The sequence below is a fragment of the Amycolatopsis sp. NPDC051372 genome, assembly GCF_040682095.1.
In the GTDB taxonomy this organism is placed as follows: Bacteria; Actinomycetota; Actinomycetes; order Mycobacteriales; family Pseudonocardiaceae; genus Amycolatopsis.
Map to the genome: position 1 here is coordinate 138865 of NZ_JBFBAF010000019.1, position 16945 is coordinate 155809.

15 protein-coding genes and 1 pseudogene are annotated in these 16945 nt (G+C 71.0%); 6 read left to right on the plus strand and 10 right to left on the minus strand.

The genetic code is table 11. From position 1 onward, the window contains the following. Positions 1 to 32 precede the first annotated feature (32 nt). From AB0M56_RS27655 to AB0M56_RS27675, 5 genes are all read right to left on the minus strand, one after another. Positions 33 to 449 (minus strand): hypothetical protein, encoded by a 417-nt coding sequence (locus AB0M56_RS27655; RefSeq protein ID WP_364180725.1) that lies wholly within the window; start codon positions 447 to 449, stop codon positions 33 to 35. Then, on the minus strand, positions 449 to 1267 hold the full coding sequence (locus tag AB0M56_RS27660; protein ID WP_364180726.1) for a heavy metal-binding domain-containing protein: 819 nt from the start codon (positions 1265 to 1267) through the stop codon (positions 449 to 451). The genes AB0M56_RS27655 and AB0M56_RS27660 overlap by 1 nt, the downstream gene beginning before the upstream one ends. Before the next feature lie 10 nt (positions 1268 to 1277). Next, a complete protein-coding gene (locus tag AB0M56_RS27665; RefSeq protein WP_364180728.1) occupies positions 1278 to 2120 on the minus strand; it encodes a heavy metal-binding domain-containing protein in 843 nt (280 codons plus the stop codon). 58 nt (positions 2121 to 2178) lie between these two features. Then, complete coding sequence (locus AB0M56_RS27670) at positions 2179 to 3417, minus strand: GGDEF domain-containing protein (RefSeq protein ID WP_364180731.1); 1239 nt, start codon at positions 3415 to 3417, stop codon at positions 2179 to 2181. Between the two features lie 1130 nt (positions 3418 to 4547). Further along, positions 4548 to 5750 carry an MFS transporter gene (locus AB0M56_RS27675; protein WP_364180734.1) on the minus strand — a complete coding sequence of 401 codons (1203 nt, stop codon included), beginning with the start codon at positions 5748 to 5750 and terminating at the stop codon, positions 4548 to 4550. A gap of 172 nt (positions 5751 to 5922) precedes the next feature. On the opposite strand from AB0M56_RS27675, the gene AB0M56_RS27680 reads away from it, so the two are divergent. After that, complete coding sequence (locus tag AB0M56_RS27680) at positions 5923 to 7410, plus strand: serine/threonine-protein kinase (protein WP_364180737.1); 1488 nt, start codon at positions 5923 to 5925, stop codon at positions 7408 to 7410. Between the two features lie 3 nt (positions 7411 to 7413). Here the strand turns inward: AB0M56_RS27680 and AB0M56_RS27685 are convergent, their stop codons facing one another. The 3 genes and pseudogenes from AB0M56_RS27685 to AB0M56_RS27695 all read right to left on the minus strand — a co-directional run. Further along, positions 7414 to 8055 (minus strand): HAD family hydrolase, encoded by a 642-nt coding sequence (locus AB0M56_RS27685; protein WP_364180740.1) that lies wholly within the window; start codon positions 8053 to 8055, stop codon positions 7414 to 7416. A gap of 82 nt (positions 8056 to 8137) precedes the next feature. After that, positions 8138 to 8311, minus strand: a complete 174-nt coding sequence (locus tag AB0M56_RS27690) for a hypothetical protein (protein ID WP_364180890.1) — start codon at positions 8309 to 8311, stop codon at positions 8138 to 8140. Between the two features lie 128 nt (positions 8312 to 8439). Next, a pseudogene (locus AB0M56_RS27695) lies at positions 8440 to 8727 on the minus strand (oxidoreductase); the annotation flags it as partial. A 237-nt stretch (positions 8728 to 8964) separates the two neighbouring features. On the opposite strand from AB0M56_RS27695, the gene AB0M56_RS27700 reads away from it, so the two are divergent. Further along, positions 8965 to 9525, plus strand: a complete 561-nt coding sequence (locus AB0M56_RS27700; RefSeq protein WP_364180743.1) for a helix-turn-helix domain-containing protein — start codon at positions 8965 to 8967, stop codon at positions 9523 to 9525. Between the two features lie 9 nt (positions 9526 to 9534). Here AB0M56_RS27700 and AB0M56_RS27705 read toward each other — a convergent pair whose 3' ends face one another. Then, positions 9535 to 9831: a hypothetical protein gene (locus tag AB0M56_RS27705; protein ID WP_364180745.1), complete on the minus strand. Its 297-nt coding sequence runs from the start codon at positions 9829 to 9831 to the stop codon at positions 9535 to 9537. Between the two features lie 176 nt (positions 9832 to 10007). Between AB0M56_RS27705 and AB0M56_RS27710 the strand changes: the two genes are divergently transcribed. The 4 genes from AB0M56_RS27710 to AB0M56_RS27725 all read left to right on the plus strand — a co-directional run bounded on the left by AB0M56_RS27710 (position 10008) and on the right by AB0M56_RS27725 (position 13958). Continuing rightward, positions 10008 to 10694, plus strand: coding sequence for a HEAT repeat domain-containing protein (locus tag AB0M56_RS27710; protein WP_364180748.1), 687 nt, complete (start codon positions 10008 to 10010; stop codon positions 10692 to 10694). Continuing rightward, on the plus strand, positions 10681 to 11676 hold the full coding sequence (locus tag AB0M56_RS27715; RefSeq protein ID WP_364180751.1) for a HEAT repeat domain-containing protein: 996 nt from the start codon (positions 10681 to 10683) through the stop codon (positions 11674 to 11676). The genes AB0M56_RS27710 and AB0M56_RS27715 overlap by 14 nt, the downstream gene beginning before the upstream one ends. Positions 11677 to 11732: 56 nt before the next feature. Then, positions 11733 to 12929: a DNA polymerase IV gene (gene dinB / locus AB0M56_RS27720; protein WP_364180754.1), complete on the plus strand. Its 1197-nt coding sequence runs from the start codon at positions 11733 to 11735 to the stop codon at positions 12927 to 12929. Between the two features lie 174 nt (positions 12930 to 13103). Beyond that, complete coding sequence (locus AB0M56_RS27725) at positions 13104 to 13958, plus strand: hypothetical protein (RefSeq protein WP_364180757.1); 855 nt, start codon at positions 13104 to 13106, stop codon at positions 13956 to 13958. A gap of 340 nt (positions 13959 to 14298) precedes the next feature. Here the strand turns inward: AB0M56_RS27725 and AB0M56_RS27730 are convergent, their stop codons facing one another. Continuing rightward, positions 14299 to 16926: a choice-of-anchor P family protein gene (locus AB0M56_RS27730; protein ID WP_364180760.1), complete on the minus strand. Its 2628-nt coding sequence runs from the start codon at positions 16924 to 16926 to the stop codon at positions 14299 to 14301. Positions 16927 to 16945 lie beyond the last annotated feature (19 nt).

Consider the following 16945-nt stretch of genomic DNA (forward strand, 5'->3'; position numbering starts at 1 on the left):
GGTCAAGGTTCGGCGGTTCAACCACGCCGGAGTCAGCTACCCAGGAACCGCGACAACGCTTCGCGGGCCTTCGCGTCCCGAGAAGCCAGCGCCTGCAGCTCCTGGGCGAGCACCGTCACCCACTCCTCGACGTCGGTGTCCCGGCGGCTGATCACGACCCCGCGCACCACCTGGCGAATCTCGCCCGTGACCCCGCCGGACCGGTCGGCCGTGAGCACGAGCAGCTGGTGCGGCGTCGACACGCGCACCTGGACCGGCTGCCCGAGGCGCCCGGCCACGCGGTCGGCGAAGCTGCGCCGGCGGTCGATCTCGACCATGCCCGGCGGGAGGGCGTCGCCGAGAGTCTCGGACAGCACGCGTGTGTAGGACTCGACGTCGGCGCGATCGGCGCGCAGGGCGGCCACCAGGAGGTGGAACTCGCCGGCCGGGCCGAGCTCTGACCCGGACATCAGTCGGTGAGGGGCAGCACGAGCTGCGGCTTGGTGATGCGGTGGTCGGGGCGCAGTGGCTTCACGGCGGTGCCGATGGCGAAGAACTCCGTCGTGTGCCCACCCCATCGATGCGGCAGTGACAGCAACTGCACCCCCACGATGCCTTCGGCCTTCAGCTGCTCGGCCTCGGCCTGCATGCGTGACATCGCGAGCTCACGCGCGTCGTAGAGGGCCTCGGTGTACTGCGGGATCTCCACGTTCTGTCCGATGTTGCTCATCGCCTGGCGGAAGCGCTGGTGCGCGATGTGGTAGACGCACGTGCCCATCACCATGCCCAGCGGCGCGTAGCCGGCTTGCACGAGCGTCCAGAAGTCCTGGCCGGACAGGTCGGACGTGAACGGCTTGCCGGTGTTGTTGCGCCACGCGCCGGGCTCGTCGGCCTTCACCGCGGTGCCCACGGCGATGAACTCCGCCAGGTCGCTGCCGAACTCCTTGAACTCGATCTCCAGGCGCACGGCCACGATCCCGTCGGCGCCCAGCAGATCGGCCTCGGTCTCCATGCGCGTCATCGCGAGCTCGCGCGCGTGGTACATCGCCGCCGACAGGCGGTCCATCTCTTGGTTCTTGCTCCAACGCCCCATCTGGAACCCGACGTGGTAGATGCTCGATCCGAGCACCAGGCCCAGCGGGCGGAAGCCGGCCTCGCGCACGAGCAGGAACTCGTTCACGCTCAAGTCGGACGTGAACAGGCTCGTCGCCTGCCCCGGCCGCATCTCGGCGAGCCGGCGCATCGCATCCTCGGGGATGTGCTGCGCGGCGGGGTCCGTGGTCGTCACAGGGCCTCCTTCAAACTCGGTTGAGCGGCAGGATCGTGAGCGCGGACGTGGGCGCGGCGCTGCCGACGTGGAATCGGGCGATGGCGGTGCCGAACACGCTCGCCACCCCGGCCACGGCCACCTCGCCCAGCTGCCACGTGTCGAGCGACATCCGCGAGACGATCGCCCCGTCGGCGCCGGTGGTCTGCACGGTCTTGCGGAACTGGCTGCGCGCGTCGGCTCGCACCTCGGTGACGAGCCGGGTGTGGGCGTCGACCTCGACATTCCCGGCCCACATCGTGGTCTGGTACTGCATGTTGTAGTCGAACGTGGTGTGCGCCGAGATGCCGATCGCGACGGCCGCGGGCACCCAGCCGGCCTGCATCAGCTTGCCGACGTCCTGGCCCGGCAGCTCGGTGGTGAACACGCGCCCGGGCCGTTGCCCCGTCTCCGCGCGCACCGCGGTGCCGAGCGCCACGAACTCCTGCATGGTCTCGTCGAGCCGCGTGACGGACGTCGTGATGCCGAGGATGCCGTCGGCGCCGATCGCCTCGGCCTCCAGCCGCAGCCGGTCCAGCGCGACGCGGTAGCCCTGACGGAGCGCGTCGGCGTAGATGGCGGCCTGCTGGTTGGGCGTGATGCCGAAGCCGGAGGTCCAGCCGAGGCGCTCCACGACGCACCCCATGACCTCCCCCACGGGGGTGAATCCGGCGACTTCCGCGCCGACCGCGCCGGGGACGCTCAGCAGGGAGGTGCGCAGGCCGGACGAAGCGAACCGGTCGACGCGCGCCCGCGCGACCGGCGGCAGTCCACGGCCATCCCAGTCGGGCACTCGGACCTCCTCGCGGGCCTCGGCGCGGCCCTCAGCGTCCATCGTGGCACGCGGGGGAGGCGAAGTCGGAACGAGAAGGCGGGGTTGTCCGGAACGTCCTTCAGTGTGTGGCGAGCTCCACGCGGTTGCGGCCCGCCTGCTTCGCCCGGTAGAGCGCGGTGTCGGTGGCGACCAGCACGTCGTCGACGCCGGTGAGGTGCTCGGCCGGGTAGAGCGCGCAGCCGATCGACACGGTCAGGTCGCTGATCACCGTGTCGCGCTCGGGCAGCGGCACGATGACCTGCGGGATGCGCCGGCGGATGCGGTCGGCGAGCTGGCCGAGTTGCTCCATCGTCGGCACGTTGGGCAGCACGATCGCGAACTCCTCGCCGCCCCAGCGGCCGCAGATGTCCTGGTCGCGCACTTCGCTGCGCAGCGCGATGGCGATCTCGCGCAGCACGACGTCGCCGGTCGGGTGGCCGTAGGTGTCGTTGATGGCCTTGAAGTGGTCGAGGTCGAGCAGCAGCACGCCGACGGTGCCGTTGCCGGTGCGGGCGCGCTCGAGGTATTGCTCGGCCAGCGTGCGCCACCAGCGCTTGGTGGCCAGTCCCGTGGTCACGTCGGTGCGCGCGTCGCGCTGGAACTGCGCGAGCAGCAGGCCGCGGTGCAGCGCCACCAGCGCCACGACCACGCCGGTGAGCACCAGTGGGTTGGCCAGCAGGAGCAGCGCGGCGGTGACCAGGCCCAGGCCGATCGCACCGGCTTCCAGCAGTTGGTCGCCGAAGCCGGAGAACAGGTCCGACAGCGAGCGCGGCGGGCTCGAGAGCGCGATGGCGACCATCACCAGCGCCGTGTTGATGGCCCAGCGCAGGGCGGCCGCGAAGATGACGACGACCAGGTCGGTGAGGCCGGGCAGGAAGCCCGTGGCCGGCACACCGGGGTAGTGGTGCATGCCCAGCGCGAGCACGGCGACCGCCGCCTGCGTGCCGCACAGCACGGTCGCGGCGGAGAAGATCCAGCGGTGGGGGAGCACGGGCCGTTCGCGCGGCCAGACGCGCCACCACGCCATCGCGTAGGTGAACACGACCATCGCCGTGGCCAGCACTGCCGGCAGCGCCACCACGGCCGCGATGCTCCACACGGCCTTGGTGTCGACGTACGCGACCGTGGGCGCGCGGTTGTACTCGCGCTGGCGCTCGATGTGGCGAGTGGCCTCGATGGCGGCTGCCGCGCACACGGCCAGCACGCCGAAGCGGATCAGGTCCTGCTGGTGCACCGGCGCCAGCCACGCGGTGCTCACCGACGCCAGGATCGCCAGGAAGTTGACGAGGAGCACATAAGTGCGGACATGAGAGGGCAACCGCCAAAGGCGCCAGCCCGTGAACCATCCGGCAGACCGGTTTGCTCGTCCGCGCACTCTTCACCTCACCCGGTTGGCTTCTACCGTAAACGACGGGGCGCGCCGTGTGCCGCCCGTGGTCCGGACTCTGGGACCTGGCCGGGGAATTTCGCCCGGACAGCCCAGCGCCCGGCCCGCGCAGAGGGGAGGTGACCACTGAGCGTAGTGGTGGCCCGCCGCGATTCCTTGGCGTACCTGGGAATCCGCGGCCTCCGGCCACTGAAGCCACTGACGTGCGACAACCACGATCGGTGACCGGCGGGCTCCGCGAAACCGCCGGTCGGCGCGGCCCCGGCGAGGAGGTGACGACGGTGCGCGACAACAACTGGACGGTGTCCGCCTGAGTGGTCTGGACCGTTGAGCTCGACTTGAGGTCGAGAGTTCCGGTGTTTCGATGCGTTCTGCGGGAGGAGGTGTCCACGGTGCAGGACAACAACTGGTGAGTCCGAACTGTTGGCGAACCGCTACGCGGAAAGGAGGTCCGGCGGTGCGGGACAACAACTGGTGACGGCCGAAGTCCGCTGATCAGCCGAGGTGAAAGGGGGTAGAGCCGTGCGTGACAACAACTGGTGACCGACGAGCCCGGCGAAGCACCGGCAGGGAAGGAGGTTTCGGCGATGCGTGACAACAACTGGACCCGCTGAGGTCCTGAGGTCAGACCAACGAACACAACGAGCGGAGAGGAGACGTCGGTGCGTGACAACAACTGGACCCGCTGAGGCGAGTGGTCAACGTCCGTGACGAGTGGAGAGGAGACGTCGGTGCGTGACAACAACTGGACCCGCTGATCCCCGTAGGCGACCCCGACGAGCCCGAGAGGAGAAGCACGTGCGCGACAACAACTGGACCTGCTGAACCCCGCCCGACAACCCCGACGAACCCCGACCGGCCGAGAGGAGCGCCAGGTGCGCGACAACAACTGGACCTGCTGAACCGAAGCCCGGCGAACACCCGACGAGGGGGTGAAAGGCATGCGTGACAACAACTGGACGTGAGTCCTGCCCGCGAGAGAGCCCGACTGTGCACGCGAACCACGAGCGCCACGACAACCACGAGGAGGTGGGCCGGTCACCGGACGTGAGCCGTGAGGTTCAGGACGCAGCAGGTGGCGTGGCCTCGTCGAGAGGACTTCGACGGGGCCACGCCGCGCGCAGCCACGCCGTGGCTGCGAGGGCGGCGACCGTCGCACCGGCGACGGCCGCGACGGCCACCACGGTGGTGGGCGCGAGCACCTGGGTGAGTGCTCCGGCGGCCGCGATGGCGAGGCCCTGCGATGCCCGCAGCGCCGCGATCGCGACGCCGATCACCTGGCCACGCTGCTCGGGCGGGGCGGCCAGGCTGTACTGCACCTGCGTGATCAAGTCGTGCGCGGAGAACATTCCGGACAACGTCCACAAAACCACCATCACGACGAGCCCGGGGGTCCAGCCCGTCGGCAGCAGCACGAGGCTGGTGGCCACCGCGAGCGGCCCCAGCAGCCGCGCCTGGCGCACGCGCGGCACGCGGCTCAGCAGCACCGCGCCGAGCAGCGACCCGACGGGGTTGGCGATGAGCAGCCACGGCAGCACCCCCGTGCCGCCGAGCTGCGCGGCGATCGGCACGGCCAGGCCTTCGGGCACCACGTAGAACCCGCTGCAGCAGGCGATCGCCAGCAACGACCGCAGCCGCCGGTCTCGCCCGACCAGCCGGCAGCCCGCGACCAGCGAAGCCCACTGGGAAGCCGCCGCGGGACCCCGCTTGACGACGTCGACCGGGTGCGGCCGCAGCCCGCAGCGCAATGCGAGCGCCGACACGGCGAACGTCACCGCGTCCACCGCCAGCGCGCCCGTCACCCCGAGCCACGCGACCACCGCCGCGCCGGCGCCGAAGCCGATCACGAGCGCCGCCTGGTAGGTCGAGGACAACATCGCCTGGCCGACGGGCAACCGGTCCGGCCCGAGGATGTCCGGCAGCACGGCCTGCCGCGCCGCCTGGAACGGGCCCGCTGCCAGCTGCACGACCACCAGCAACGCCGCCGCGACCGGCCACGGCAGCCCGGGGATCGCCATCACGGCCACGAGCACGGCTCGCAGCACATCGGCCACCACGAGCACCGTGCGGCGCGGGAACCGGTCGGCCAGGCCGCCGAGCGCGCCGCCCAGCAGATCCGGCAGGTAAGTCAGCGCGTACGTGAGCGCCGCCCAGCCCGCGGATTCGGTACGGTCGAACACGAGAACCGTGAGCGCGACGCGAGCCAGTTGATCACCGGCGACCGACAGCACGTGCGCGAGCCACAGGGCCCGGAATTCGGTCACGCCGAACACGTTTCGGAATGACGGGGCCTCGGCGGTCATATGATCAGAGTGTCCCGGGTCGGCCACGCGGAGCAACCCCCGCACCCACCGGTGGGTCGTAGGGACACCCGGGCGAGCGCCGTGAAAAACTTGGCGATCGCCGTCCGTGAACGTCGCACTGAGGGGTTTTTCGTTGACCGAGGAGAGCCGGCAGATCGCCGGTCGCTACCAGCTCGTCGAGCTCATCGGCAGCGGCGCCATGGGCATGGTCTGGCGCGGCGAGGACAAGATCCTCGGCCGCGTCGTCGCGGTGAAAGAACTCCTCATGCCGATGAACCAGGGCGAGGAGAAGGTCGCCGAGGCGAAGAGCCGCGCGATGCGCGAGGCTCGCATCGCCGCGCGCCTGCAGCATCCCAACGCCATCTCCGTGTTCAACGTGGTCGAGTACGAAGACCGGCCGTGGCTGATCATGGAGTACCTGCCCTCGCGCAGCCTCTCGGCGAAGCTGCACGACGATGGTCCGCTGACCGTCGACGAGGTCATCCCCATCGCCGTGCAGCTGGCCGGCGTGCTCGCCGCCGCGCATCGCGCCGGCATCGTCCACCGCGACGTGAAGCCGGGCAACGTCCTGCTCGGCGAAGACGGCACGGTCAAGGTCACCGACTTCGGCATCTCCCGCGCGGTCGGCGACGTCACGCTGACGGCGACGGGCGAAATCTCCGGTACGCCCGCGTTCCTCGCGCCCGAAGTCGCGCGCGGCGAAGAAGCCATGTTCGCTTCCGACGTCTTCGCCCTCGGCGCCACGCTCTACATGGCGGTGGAGGGCGCGCCGCCGTTCGGCACGGCGGACAACGCGATCGCATTGCTGTACCGCGTGTCCAGCGGTTCGATCAACCCGCCGAAGCAGGCGGGGAAGCTGGAGCCGCTGCTGCTCAAGCTGCTGGAGCTCAAGCCCGAGGACCGGCCGTCGATGGCCGAGGTGCTCACCGAGCTGAGGGAGCTCGACGGCGGCGTCACGCCCGTCGCGGCGGTGCCGATTCCGCTGACGGTGCCCGCGCCGCTCCCGGCTGCTCCGGCTCCGGCCGTCGCTCCGACGACTCCCGCCCCGGCACCCGTCGACCGAAGACGGCGCTCGATGGTCCTCGCCGGCCTCGGCGCCGTGCTCGTGGTGGTCGTCGTCGTGGTGATCGTGCTGGTGAACCGCAACAGCGGCACGACCCCGACCGCCGGTGGCGCGGCGCCGGTGATCAACTCGTCGTCCGCGAACTCCCCGGGGCCGACCACGAACCCGCCGACGGCACCGACTACTCCGACGACACCGCCGCCGAGCAAGCCGTCCGTGCCGAGCACCCCGCCGTCGTCGCCGAGCAGCAGTTCGGTCAGCTCACCGCAGGACATGGCAGCCGCGCTGACGCACTACTTCACGCTCATCCCGGGCGACCTGAAGACGAGCTTTGGTCTCTTGACGGACAACTTCAAGACGACCAACGACCAGGACTACGCCAGGTACCAGAGTTTCTGGAGCGGTCGCACCGCTCGCGCGAGCGACGTCAAGCAGATCGGGCCCGACACCCTCAGCGCCGAGATCACCTACGGCGGCAGGGTCAACACGACAGAGCGCCACACCTACCACATGGTCAACGACAACGGCGTCTGGAAGATCGACTCCGAAAGCAAGTAGCGCTCACTCCAGCAGCAGTTCGATGGCCCCGGCCGCGTCGGCGACGACGTGGTCCGGGGCCTTTTCGTCCCCGCTCCACGCGCGCCCGCGATCGACCCACACGGTGTGCAGCCCCGCGGCCCGGCCGCCGGCGACGTCGGTCTCCTCGCCGTCGCCGACCATCCAGCCGTCGCGCAACGGTGCCTCGCAGCGTGCCGCCGCGATCTCGAACAACCGCCGGTCCGGCTTGCCGACGCCTTCGTGCTCGGAGATCGCCCACCCGTCCACGAGCCCCGCGACACCCGTACACAGGAGAGTTGCGAGCTGCTGATCGGCGTTGCCGTTGGTCACGACGCCGATCCGCCAGCCCGCCGCCCGCAGCCGCGGCAGGCCGGCCAGCACGCCCGGCGCGGCGGGGATCAAAGTCGGGTGCCGCTGCCGGTACGACTCGAGCAGCTCAGCGGCAGTGTCCCGCAGGGCGAACCGGTCGCGCACGGCCTTGAAGAAGACGTCGCGCGGGGCGAGCCCGTCCTGGTCGGCGGACCTGAGCCAGGCGGCGTCGTCGGGCGTCAGGCGGTGTTCCGCGCAGAACTCCCAAACCCAGCGCCGGAACCCCTCCGCCCGGTCGACGAGGGTGTTGTCGAGGTCGAACAGCACGAGCCGCACCGAACGACCCTAAGCAGAGATCGCGCGCACCCGCACGCTGATCCGGCCCGAACGACCCGAGCGGCGCAGGCCGACCGTCGGGTCAGCGCGCGAGCAGCTCCAGCGAGACCTCCCACAGCAGCGTCGCGGCTTCGGGGTCGAGCGCGTGGGCCGCGACGCCGTCGCGTGACGGGGGGAGGTGGGGCTCGGCTTCGTTGTTGTCCTCGAAGTAACGGCCGCCGACGCCGGCCAGCAGGGGAGACGCCGCGAGCAGCACCGAGGTCGACGCGCCCTGCTCGGTGGTCTTCCACGCGTAGGTCCTGGCGACTCGGCGAACTCGGGGTCGCTGGCCTGGTGGCGCTGCAGGTTGGTGCGAATGCCGCCGGGCATGAGGGCGTTGGTGGTGATCCCGTCGGCGGCCCAGCGCCGCGTGGCCTCGACAGCGAAGAGCACGTTCGCGGACGTCGACTGGCCGTAGGCGGACCAAGGGTCGTACTCGCGGCGCTCGAAGTGGATGTCGTCGAAGACAATGCCCGAGCGCGAGTGGGCACTGGAGCTCACGGACACGATGCGCGCGTCGCCGGGTCGGGCGAGGGCGTCGTGCAGGCCGAGCGCGAGGCCGAAGTGGCCGAGGTGGTTGGTGGCGAACTGGTGCTCCCAGCCTTCCGGCGTGCGATTGAGCGGTTCGGCCATCACAGCCGGCGTTGTTCACGAGGATGTGGAGCGGGCCCTGCCAGTCGCTCGCCAGCTCGGCGACGGAATCGCGATCGGCCAGCTCGAGGTGCTTGACGTCGACCGCCGCGTTGCCCGTGGCCGCTGTGATCGCGTCGGCGGTGCGGTGCCCGGCCTCGGTGACGATCACGCGGACATTAACCGGAGGATCCTCCGGTCGCGAATATGCTTGAGTTGACGAGACGGAAGGGGTGAGAGGTGACCAAGCCACTGCGCGCGGACGCGCGGCGCAACCGCGACCTCCTGCTCGCGTCCGCGGTGCGGCTGTTCTCCGAGAAGGGCCTCGACGCCACGCTCGACGCGATCGCCAAGGACGCCGGCGTCGGCATCGGCACGCTGTACCGCCACTTTCCGACGCGCGAGGCCTTGATCGAGGCCGCGTACCGAAATGAGCTGGACCAGCTGTGCGACGCCGGCCCCGCGCTGCTGCAGGAGCTGCCGCACTACGAGGCGTTGCGCACGTGGATGGACCGCTTCGTGGACTACATGACCACGAAGATCGGCATGTCCGACGCCCTGCGCGCCGTCATCGCCTCCGGCGGCAACCCCTACGCCCACAGCCGCGACCGCCTGAACTCGACCATCGAGCAGCTGGTCTCCCCGCTGATCGCCGCCGGCACCCTCCGCGGCGACGTCCTCGTGGACGACGTCCTCATCGGACTCAGCGGCATCGCCCTGGCGGCCGGCGAGCCTTCGCAACGCGAGCAAGCCGGGCGGCTGCTCGACCTGCTGCTGGACGGGCTGCGCTTCCGCGGCTGAGCGGCCGGGTCACGGCAGGGTCAGCGGGGTGGTCGGTAGCGGTGCCTTCAGCTCGTGGGTGAGACAGAAGACCGTCGGGGCGTCCTTGTCGTCGGTGGCGGAGAAGGTGTAGTCGAGCGCGTTGCACTGGGTTCCCGGGGCGACCTCGGCGTCGACGCGGAGCTTGGCGTCGGGGCCGGCGCAGTCGACGATCCTCGGGTGGCCGGTGGCCATCTTCTCGTTGACGGTGACGCCGCCGATGCAGTCGCCGACCGCGAGCCAGCGAATGTCGGTGGGATGTCGTTCGCGGGCGCCGGCTGTCGGCACGCGCCGAGGCCGAGCGCGCACGCGAGGCCGATGGCCGCGAAGATCGCGGATCGGCGGGCCCGAATCCTCGGCATGCGCGCACGGTAGCTCGGCGCGGGGGGACCGGTCCCGGTGGTGAAGTCGCGAGCCGAACTTGACCTTGACATCGTGACAAGGTCTTCACTGGGTCGCAGGAGGTGGTCCCGATCAACACGCCACACAAGAACCCCAACCTGCTCGAAGCACTCAGCGCCGGTAACTCGTCGATGCGGCTGCAGGCGGCGCTTGCGGCCGGCACGGACGCCGACCCTGGGCTCCTCGAGACGCTCGTGGCGCGGTGCGCGGTGGAGCCGGATTTCTTCGTGCGCGACATGCTCACGTGGGCGTTGACCCGGCTGCCGGCGGAGCTCACCGTGCCCACGCTCGTCGGGGAGCTGCGGTCCGACGGTGCGCAGGCCCGGAGCCAGGCGCTGCACACGCTGTCCAAGATCGGCGACGGGAGAGTCTGGCCCGAGATCACGCGGTCGCTGCTGCGCGACCCCGACGACGAGGTCGCGCGGAGTGCGTGGCGGGCGGCCGTCGTGCTCGTGCCCGAGGTGGAAAAGCCCGCGCTGGCCGAGGAGCTGGCAGCGCAGCTCGGACACGGGGACCGGAACGTGAAGCTGAGCCTGAGCCGGGCGCTCGTCGCGCTCGGGGACGTGATCGAGCCGATGCTGCCGACGGCGCTGGCGAGTGCCGACCCCGTGGTGCGGGCGCACGCCCGCGCGACGGAGCGGCTGCTGCGCGACCCGGAGGCGGCGTTCGACCCGGCCGTCGACGAGGCGAAGCGGATCGCCGCGCTCGGACCGGAACGTGCGGCGGAGGTGGCCGGTGCTGATCGGTGAGGTGGCGCGCCGCTCGGGGGTGAGTGCCCGGATGCTCCGGCACTACGACACCCTCGGGCTGGTGCGTCCCACCGGCCGTACCGTCGGTGGCTACCGCGAGTACTCCGCCGAGGACATCCGACGGATCTTCCACGTGGAAAGCCTGCGGTCGCTGGGATTGTCGCTGCGAGAGATCGGCCGGGCGCTGGAGGATCCGGCGTTTGCACCGTCCACATTGGTCGGTGAGCTGATCCGGCGGACCGAGAACCGGCTGAAGCGCGAGCAGGAGCTGCTGGAGCGGCTGCGCCGGGTCGACGCGTCGGCGCCGCCGGGCTGGCAGGACGTGCTGCGCCTGGTCGAGCTGCTGCACCGGCTCGACTCGCCGGATGCCGCGCGCCGGCAGCAGGCCGCGCTGGCCCCGGTGGAGGAGGTGCCGGCGGAGCTGCTGGCGGAGGCGGTGCTCGCCGAACCCGACCAGAACGTCGCGGGTGCCCTGCGGTGGGCGCTCGCGCGCGCCGGTGGCGACGGGCTGGCGAGCCTGGCGGCGGGCGTGCGTTCCGACGACGTCGAAGTCCGGCGGCGCGCGGTCCGGGCGATCGCCTCGCTGTCGGGGGAGGACGCGACGGCGGTGCTTCGTGAAGCGCTCGGGGACTCGGACCCGACGGTGCGCACGCGGGCGGCTCTGGCGTTGGGTGGCCGCGGTTTTCCCGAGGCCGTGCCGACGCTCGTCGCCATGGTGGTGGACGGGCCCAACGACGTCGAGGCGGCCGAGGTCCTGGGCGCGCTGTCGCTGGCCGCCTCGTGCGCCGGCGCGATCAAGGCCGCGCTGGCCGACGAGCTCGCCGCCCACCCGTCGGATTCGGCCGTGCGGATCCGGTTGACGCAGGCGCTCGCCGAGCTCCCGGCGGCCGAAGATCTCCTCCAGCGGCTGACCCAGGACGGCGACCCGGCCGTCGCCCTCGTCGCCTCGGCTCTCGCGCGAATGCGGCGGTCTGACGGCTGATATTGCGCCGTTCAGGTGACAAGGGGACCCTTTTTGTCGGTGTTCGATGCGAACATGTGTTCGTGTCGACTGAAGGCCCCATCCTCCACGCCGACCTCGACGCGTTCTACGCGTCGGTCGAGCAGCGCGACGATCCGCGCCTGCGCGGCCGGCCCGTGATCGTCGGGGGCGGGGTGGTGCTGGCGGCGAGTTACGAGGCGAAGAGGTTGGGCGTGCGCACGGCCATGGGCGGTGCGCAGGCTCTGCGGCTGTGCCCGCACGCGGTGGTGGTGCCGCCGCGGATGGCGGCGTACAGCGCGGCGAGCAAGGCTGTGTTCGAGGTCTTCCGCGACACCACGCCGGTCGTGGAGGGGCTGTCGATCGACGAGGCGTTCCTCGACGTGGGCGGGCTGCGGCGCATCGCGGGGAGTCCGTCGGAGATCGCGCGGCGGCTGCGGGCCGAGGTGCTGGCGCGCGTCGGGCTGCCGATCACGGTGGGGGTGGCGCGCACGAAGTTCCTCGCGAAGGTGGCCAGCGCGGTGGCGAAGCCGGACGGGTTGCTGGTCGTGCCGCCCGACGGGGAGCTGGAGTTCCTGCACCCGCTGCCGGTGGAGCGGCTGTGGGGCGTGGGGAAGGTGACGTCGGAAAAGCTGCGCTCACGCGGGATCCGCACCGTGCGGCAGGTGGCGCAACTGCCGGAGGTGGATCTGGTTTCGATGCTCGGGCGGGGAGCCGGGCACCACCTCCACGCGCTGTCGCACGGTCTGGATCCGCGTCCGGTGCAGGTCGGGCGACGCCGGCGGTCCATGGGTTCGCAGCGGGCGTTGGGGCGCCGGCGGCGGACGATGGCGGAGCTGGACGAGCTTCTGGTGTCCATTGTGGACCGCCTGGCGCGGCGGCTGCGGTCGGCGTCGCGGCTCACGCGCACGGTGGTGCTGCGCATGCGGTTCGCCGACTTCACGCGGGCCACGCGGTCGCGAACGCTGGTCGAGGCCACCGATCACACCGAGACGTTGCTGGCCGCGGCGCGGAAGTTGTTGGTGGAGGCCCAATCGCTCGTTTACGACCGCGGGCTCACGCTGCTGGGGATCTCGTTCTCGAACCTGACGCCGCACGGGTCGGTGCAGCTCGTGCTGCCGTTCGAGATCGAGGACGGGGTCGCGGTGGATTCGGCCGTCGACGGGATCCGCGACCGGTTCGGGAGCGCGGCGATCACGCGGGGATCGTTGCTGGGGCACGACCCCGGGATGTCGGTGCCGCTGCTGCCCGATTGATCTCCACCGGTCGCCGGGTGCATCAGGTGAAAAACTCACTGTGGATCAGCGGCGGATGCTCTGAATGGCCCTGTAACGAACGAAGGGCCTCGGGCGACGGAGGGGCAGCTACGTTTTCCCGAGTCTTCCCGAAAATGCCAGAGCGGTACCCCTCGGACGAAATAGTGAGAAAGCATGGACAAGCAAAGACGTCGGCGTGGTATCACCATTCTCTCGGTGGTGGCGGCCTCCGCCGCGATGCTGTTCGTGGCGCCCGGCGCGGCGCTCGCGGCCCCGCCCAGCAGCGCGATCGACGTGAGCCCCACGAGCCTGCAGCGCGGTGAGACCTTCACGGTCACCGAGACGCTGTACAACACGCAGGACTTCGTCGTCACCGGCGCCAAGGCCGCGCTGTACGGCAAGGAGACGCCGATCGCCGACGTCGCCGACGTGGTGTCCTGCAACGTCGCTTGCGGCGTGCTCGGCAGCAGCCTCCGCGCGACTGTCGGCGACCTCGCGCCGAGTCAGGGCGCCACGGTCACCTTCACCCTCAAGGTGAAGGACACCGCCCCGACCGGCTCGGTCACCCTGCAGGACCAGTTCGTGGGCGACAACTTCGCCTTCGAAACCCTCGACGGCCCGGCCATCACCATCACCCCGGCCACCGACTCCGCCGACATCGCCGTGTCGCTGAGCGCCGCTCCCGCGGGCGTCCTCAGCTCGGAGATCACGTACACGATCACCGCCAAGAACGCCGGCCCCGCCACCGCCACCGGCGTCAAGCTCCAGGCGACGCTGGCCAACGGCCTGCAGTACTCGAAGTCTTCCAACTGCACGGCTTCCGGCCGCACGGTCAACTGCAACATCGCGTCGCTGCCCTCGGGCACCTCGGCCAAGGCGAGCTTCACGGCCCGCGCCGGCCTCCTGACCCTCGGCACGCTCACCACCACGGCCCAGCGCCAGGCAAGCTCCCCGACGGACCCCAACGCAGCCAACGACAAGGCGTCGCGCTCCTGCCACGCCGTCACCAGCCTGCTCATCAGCTGCTGACCGTTCCCCGCGAACCGGCCCGGCGCCCTCTCGACGGGTGCCGGGCCGATTCACGTTCTCTGCCTCCTCGCCTAATGCGCCGGTGGACTTTTTTCCTTACTCACCCGATCGGGTCGACAAGACATTTTCCACGCGGTCTGTCCAGCCTGCCGGGATAACAATTCATCCCCGGTCCCATTTCCCTCGTCACACGCACTCGAATGAGTTCCGGGGCGCACGTCTTCGCGCAAACCGGGCACCGTTCAGCCCGCTGCCGAAGTCCTGAACCTGGGTGGTTCAGGCAATCGGCAAGAGCCGAACGGGTTCCGGGGACCACCATCGACCCCCGGAACCCTCGCCGTCAGAAGCCCATCCGGCAGCCCGACAGCACGATCTCCTGGCCGAGCAGCGTCACCACGCGCACGGCGTACTGCGCGAGCTGGCCGTTCGGTCCGGTGACCGTTTCGTTGAGGTGCACGGTCGCCACGCCGGGGATGCCGATGGTGACCGGCCCGGCCCCGATCGGCTGGCCGTTGAGCGTGCCCACGCGGGAAGACCCGTGCAGGCCGGTCTCGTCGGCGACGCAGGACGTCTGGATGTCCTTCAGCGAGATCACGCCACCCAGCAGCGACGCGCCCGAGACGAGGGCGCCCGCGTCGGTGCGGCCGGTGGCCGCGTCGAGGGTGCAGTCGGCGTGGAGGGCCTGGACGGAGGCCAGCCCGAGCACGTTCAGCGAAGCCGTGGTGTGGTCGCTGTTCGGCGGGCAGCCGGCGAGCGGCGTCTTGCCGACGTTGATCAAGCCGCTCGCGCTGAGCGACCACGCCTCGGCCCGCACGTACGACACGATCTTGACCACGGCGGTGGCCGCGCCACCGTCGTCGTCGGTCACGGTGACCAGCACATTGTGCGCGCCGACGCCGGTGAAGGCGTGCGAAGCGGTGCAGGTGCCCGAACCCGGCGTCTCGGCAACGGCGCCCGTGGCCACCGGCGAACCGTCACCGAAGTCGACCGTGCAGGTGTGCGTGTCGTGCCGGCCGATGTCGGTGAACGGCGCGGTGACGCCGATGGAGGCGTTGCGCAGCACGAGCTGCCCGTCGGGCGGCGACGAGATGCTCACGTGCGGCGCGACGTTCGTCAGCGTCAGCGTGGTCGTCTTCAGCACGGCCGGGTGCAGGCTGTCGTCGGCCGAGAGCGTCAGCGTCCACACGCCGTCGTCGTCACAGGTCACCATAGTGGACAACGCGGCGGGATCCCCGAAGACACAGGAAGTCCCACTGTCCACACCGGACTGTTGAGCCGCGCTCCAGTGCGTGGCGAGCGTCGGACCGTCCGGATCGGACACCGAACCGGCCAGCGAAACCGCCGTGCCCTCCTGACCCGCGTACGGGCCACCGGCCACCACCACCGGCGGATCGTTCACGATGATCCGCACGATCGCGGTCGCCGCACCACCGTCGTCGTCGGTCACGCGCGCCAGCACGTTGTACGTGCCCGAAAACGTGTACGCGTGCGAAGCCGTGCACGTGCCCGAGCCGGGGGTCTCCGAGACCGAACCCGTCACGAGCGGCGAACCGTCCGCGTAGTCGACGGTGCACGTGTGCGTGTCGTGCTTGCCGACGTCGGTGAACGGCGCGGTCACCGCCACCGCCGCCCCGTGGTTGAACACCGCGTCCGTGGCCGGCGCGGTGACGCTCACGTGCGGGGCCACGTTCGACACGGTCAGGTTCGTCGTGCGCGAGACCGGTGGGTTCACGCTGTCGTCGGCGGTCAGCGTGAGGGTCCACACCCCGTCGTCGTCACACGTCACGGTGGTGCTCAGCGCTGCCGCGTCGCCGAAGGAGCACGTCGCACCGGCGTCGACACCCGAGCCCGGCGCGACGCTCCAGTGCCGCGTGCCGGTAGGCCCGTCCGGATCGGTGACCGTGCCGGCCAGCGAGATCGCCGTGCCCTCCTGACCCGCGTACGGACCGCCCGGAGCGACGACCGGCGGCGCGTTCACGATCACGTGCGTGCAGTCGGCCACGGTGCCCGGTCCGCCGCCGTCGGTGCCGTGCGCGGTCACGCACAGCTCATGGCGCCCCGGCGCGAGGTCGCCGGTGGCCACGGAGTACGTGACGGACGCCGGACCCGTGCGGGGCAGCCCGGGGTTCACGTTCGTCACGGGGGTCGCGCCGCCGCCGTCGACCGACAGCGTCAGGGCGCTGAGCTGCGAGTCGATCACGCCCGGGAGCACGTTGGGCAGGTTCGCGGGGTCGGGCACGGCGGTGCAGGTGCCGCCGGTGAGGTCGGCGATGGCCTGCAGGCTCGCCGGGTACGAGGTCCCGGCGCAGCTCGCACCGGCGCCGACGGCGAACGTGTAGTACGTGACGCTCGCGGGCACCGAGCTCAGCGGCGGCCGCACGTCACCGCCCGCGATGCCGTCGGAGAGGAAGACCACGACCTTGCGGTTCTCGGTCTGCGCGTTCGTCACGGTCTTCGCGGCGTTGATCCCGGCGACGTAGTCCGTGCCGCTCGGGAAGCTCTTCGCGGTGAACTTGCCGACGCCGCCGATCACGGCCGAGTCGAGCACCTCGTTGATGTCCCGGGCGCCGTTGCCGTTGTCGTCGGCGGTCGGGGTGGTCAGGGGCTGGTCGCCGGCCGCGGGACGCACGTCGGCCGCCTCGCCGCCGCTGCCGAACACGGCCGCGCCGACGCTGCCGATCACGGTGTTCGGGGCCGCCGCGTCGTTGTTGAGGGCCTTGGCCGCCGCGATCTCGCAGCCCAGCACGGTGGTGTTCGCGCAGCCGGAGCCGGTGCTGCCGGACACGTCGAGCACGTAGGTGAGCCCGGTGTCCTTCACCGCCGCGCCGGTACCCACCGACGCGGTGCCGGTGACAGTCGCGGGTCCCTGGGGGATCACGGTGTCCTCGGCCGGCGCGGTCACGGTGACCGCGATGCTCGTTCCGCCCGGCAGGTTCCCGGTCACGGCCGCGGCCGGTATCGCACTCATGGCAAGAGCCGTCACGGCC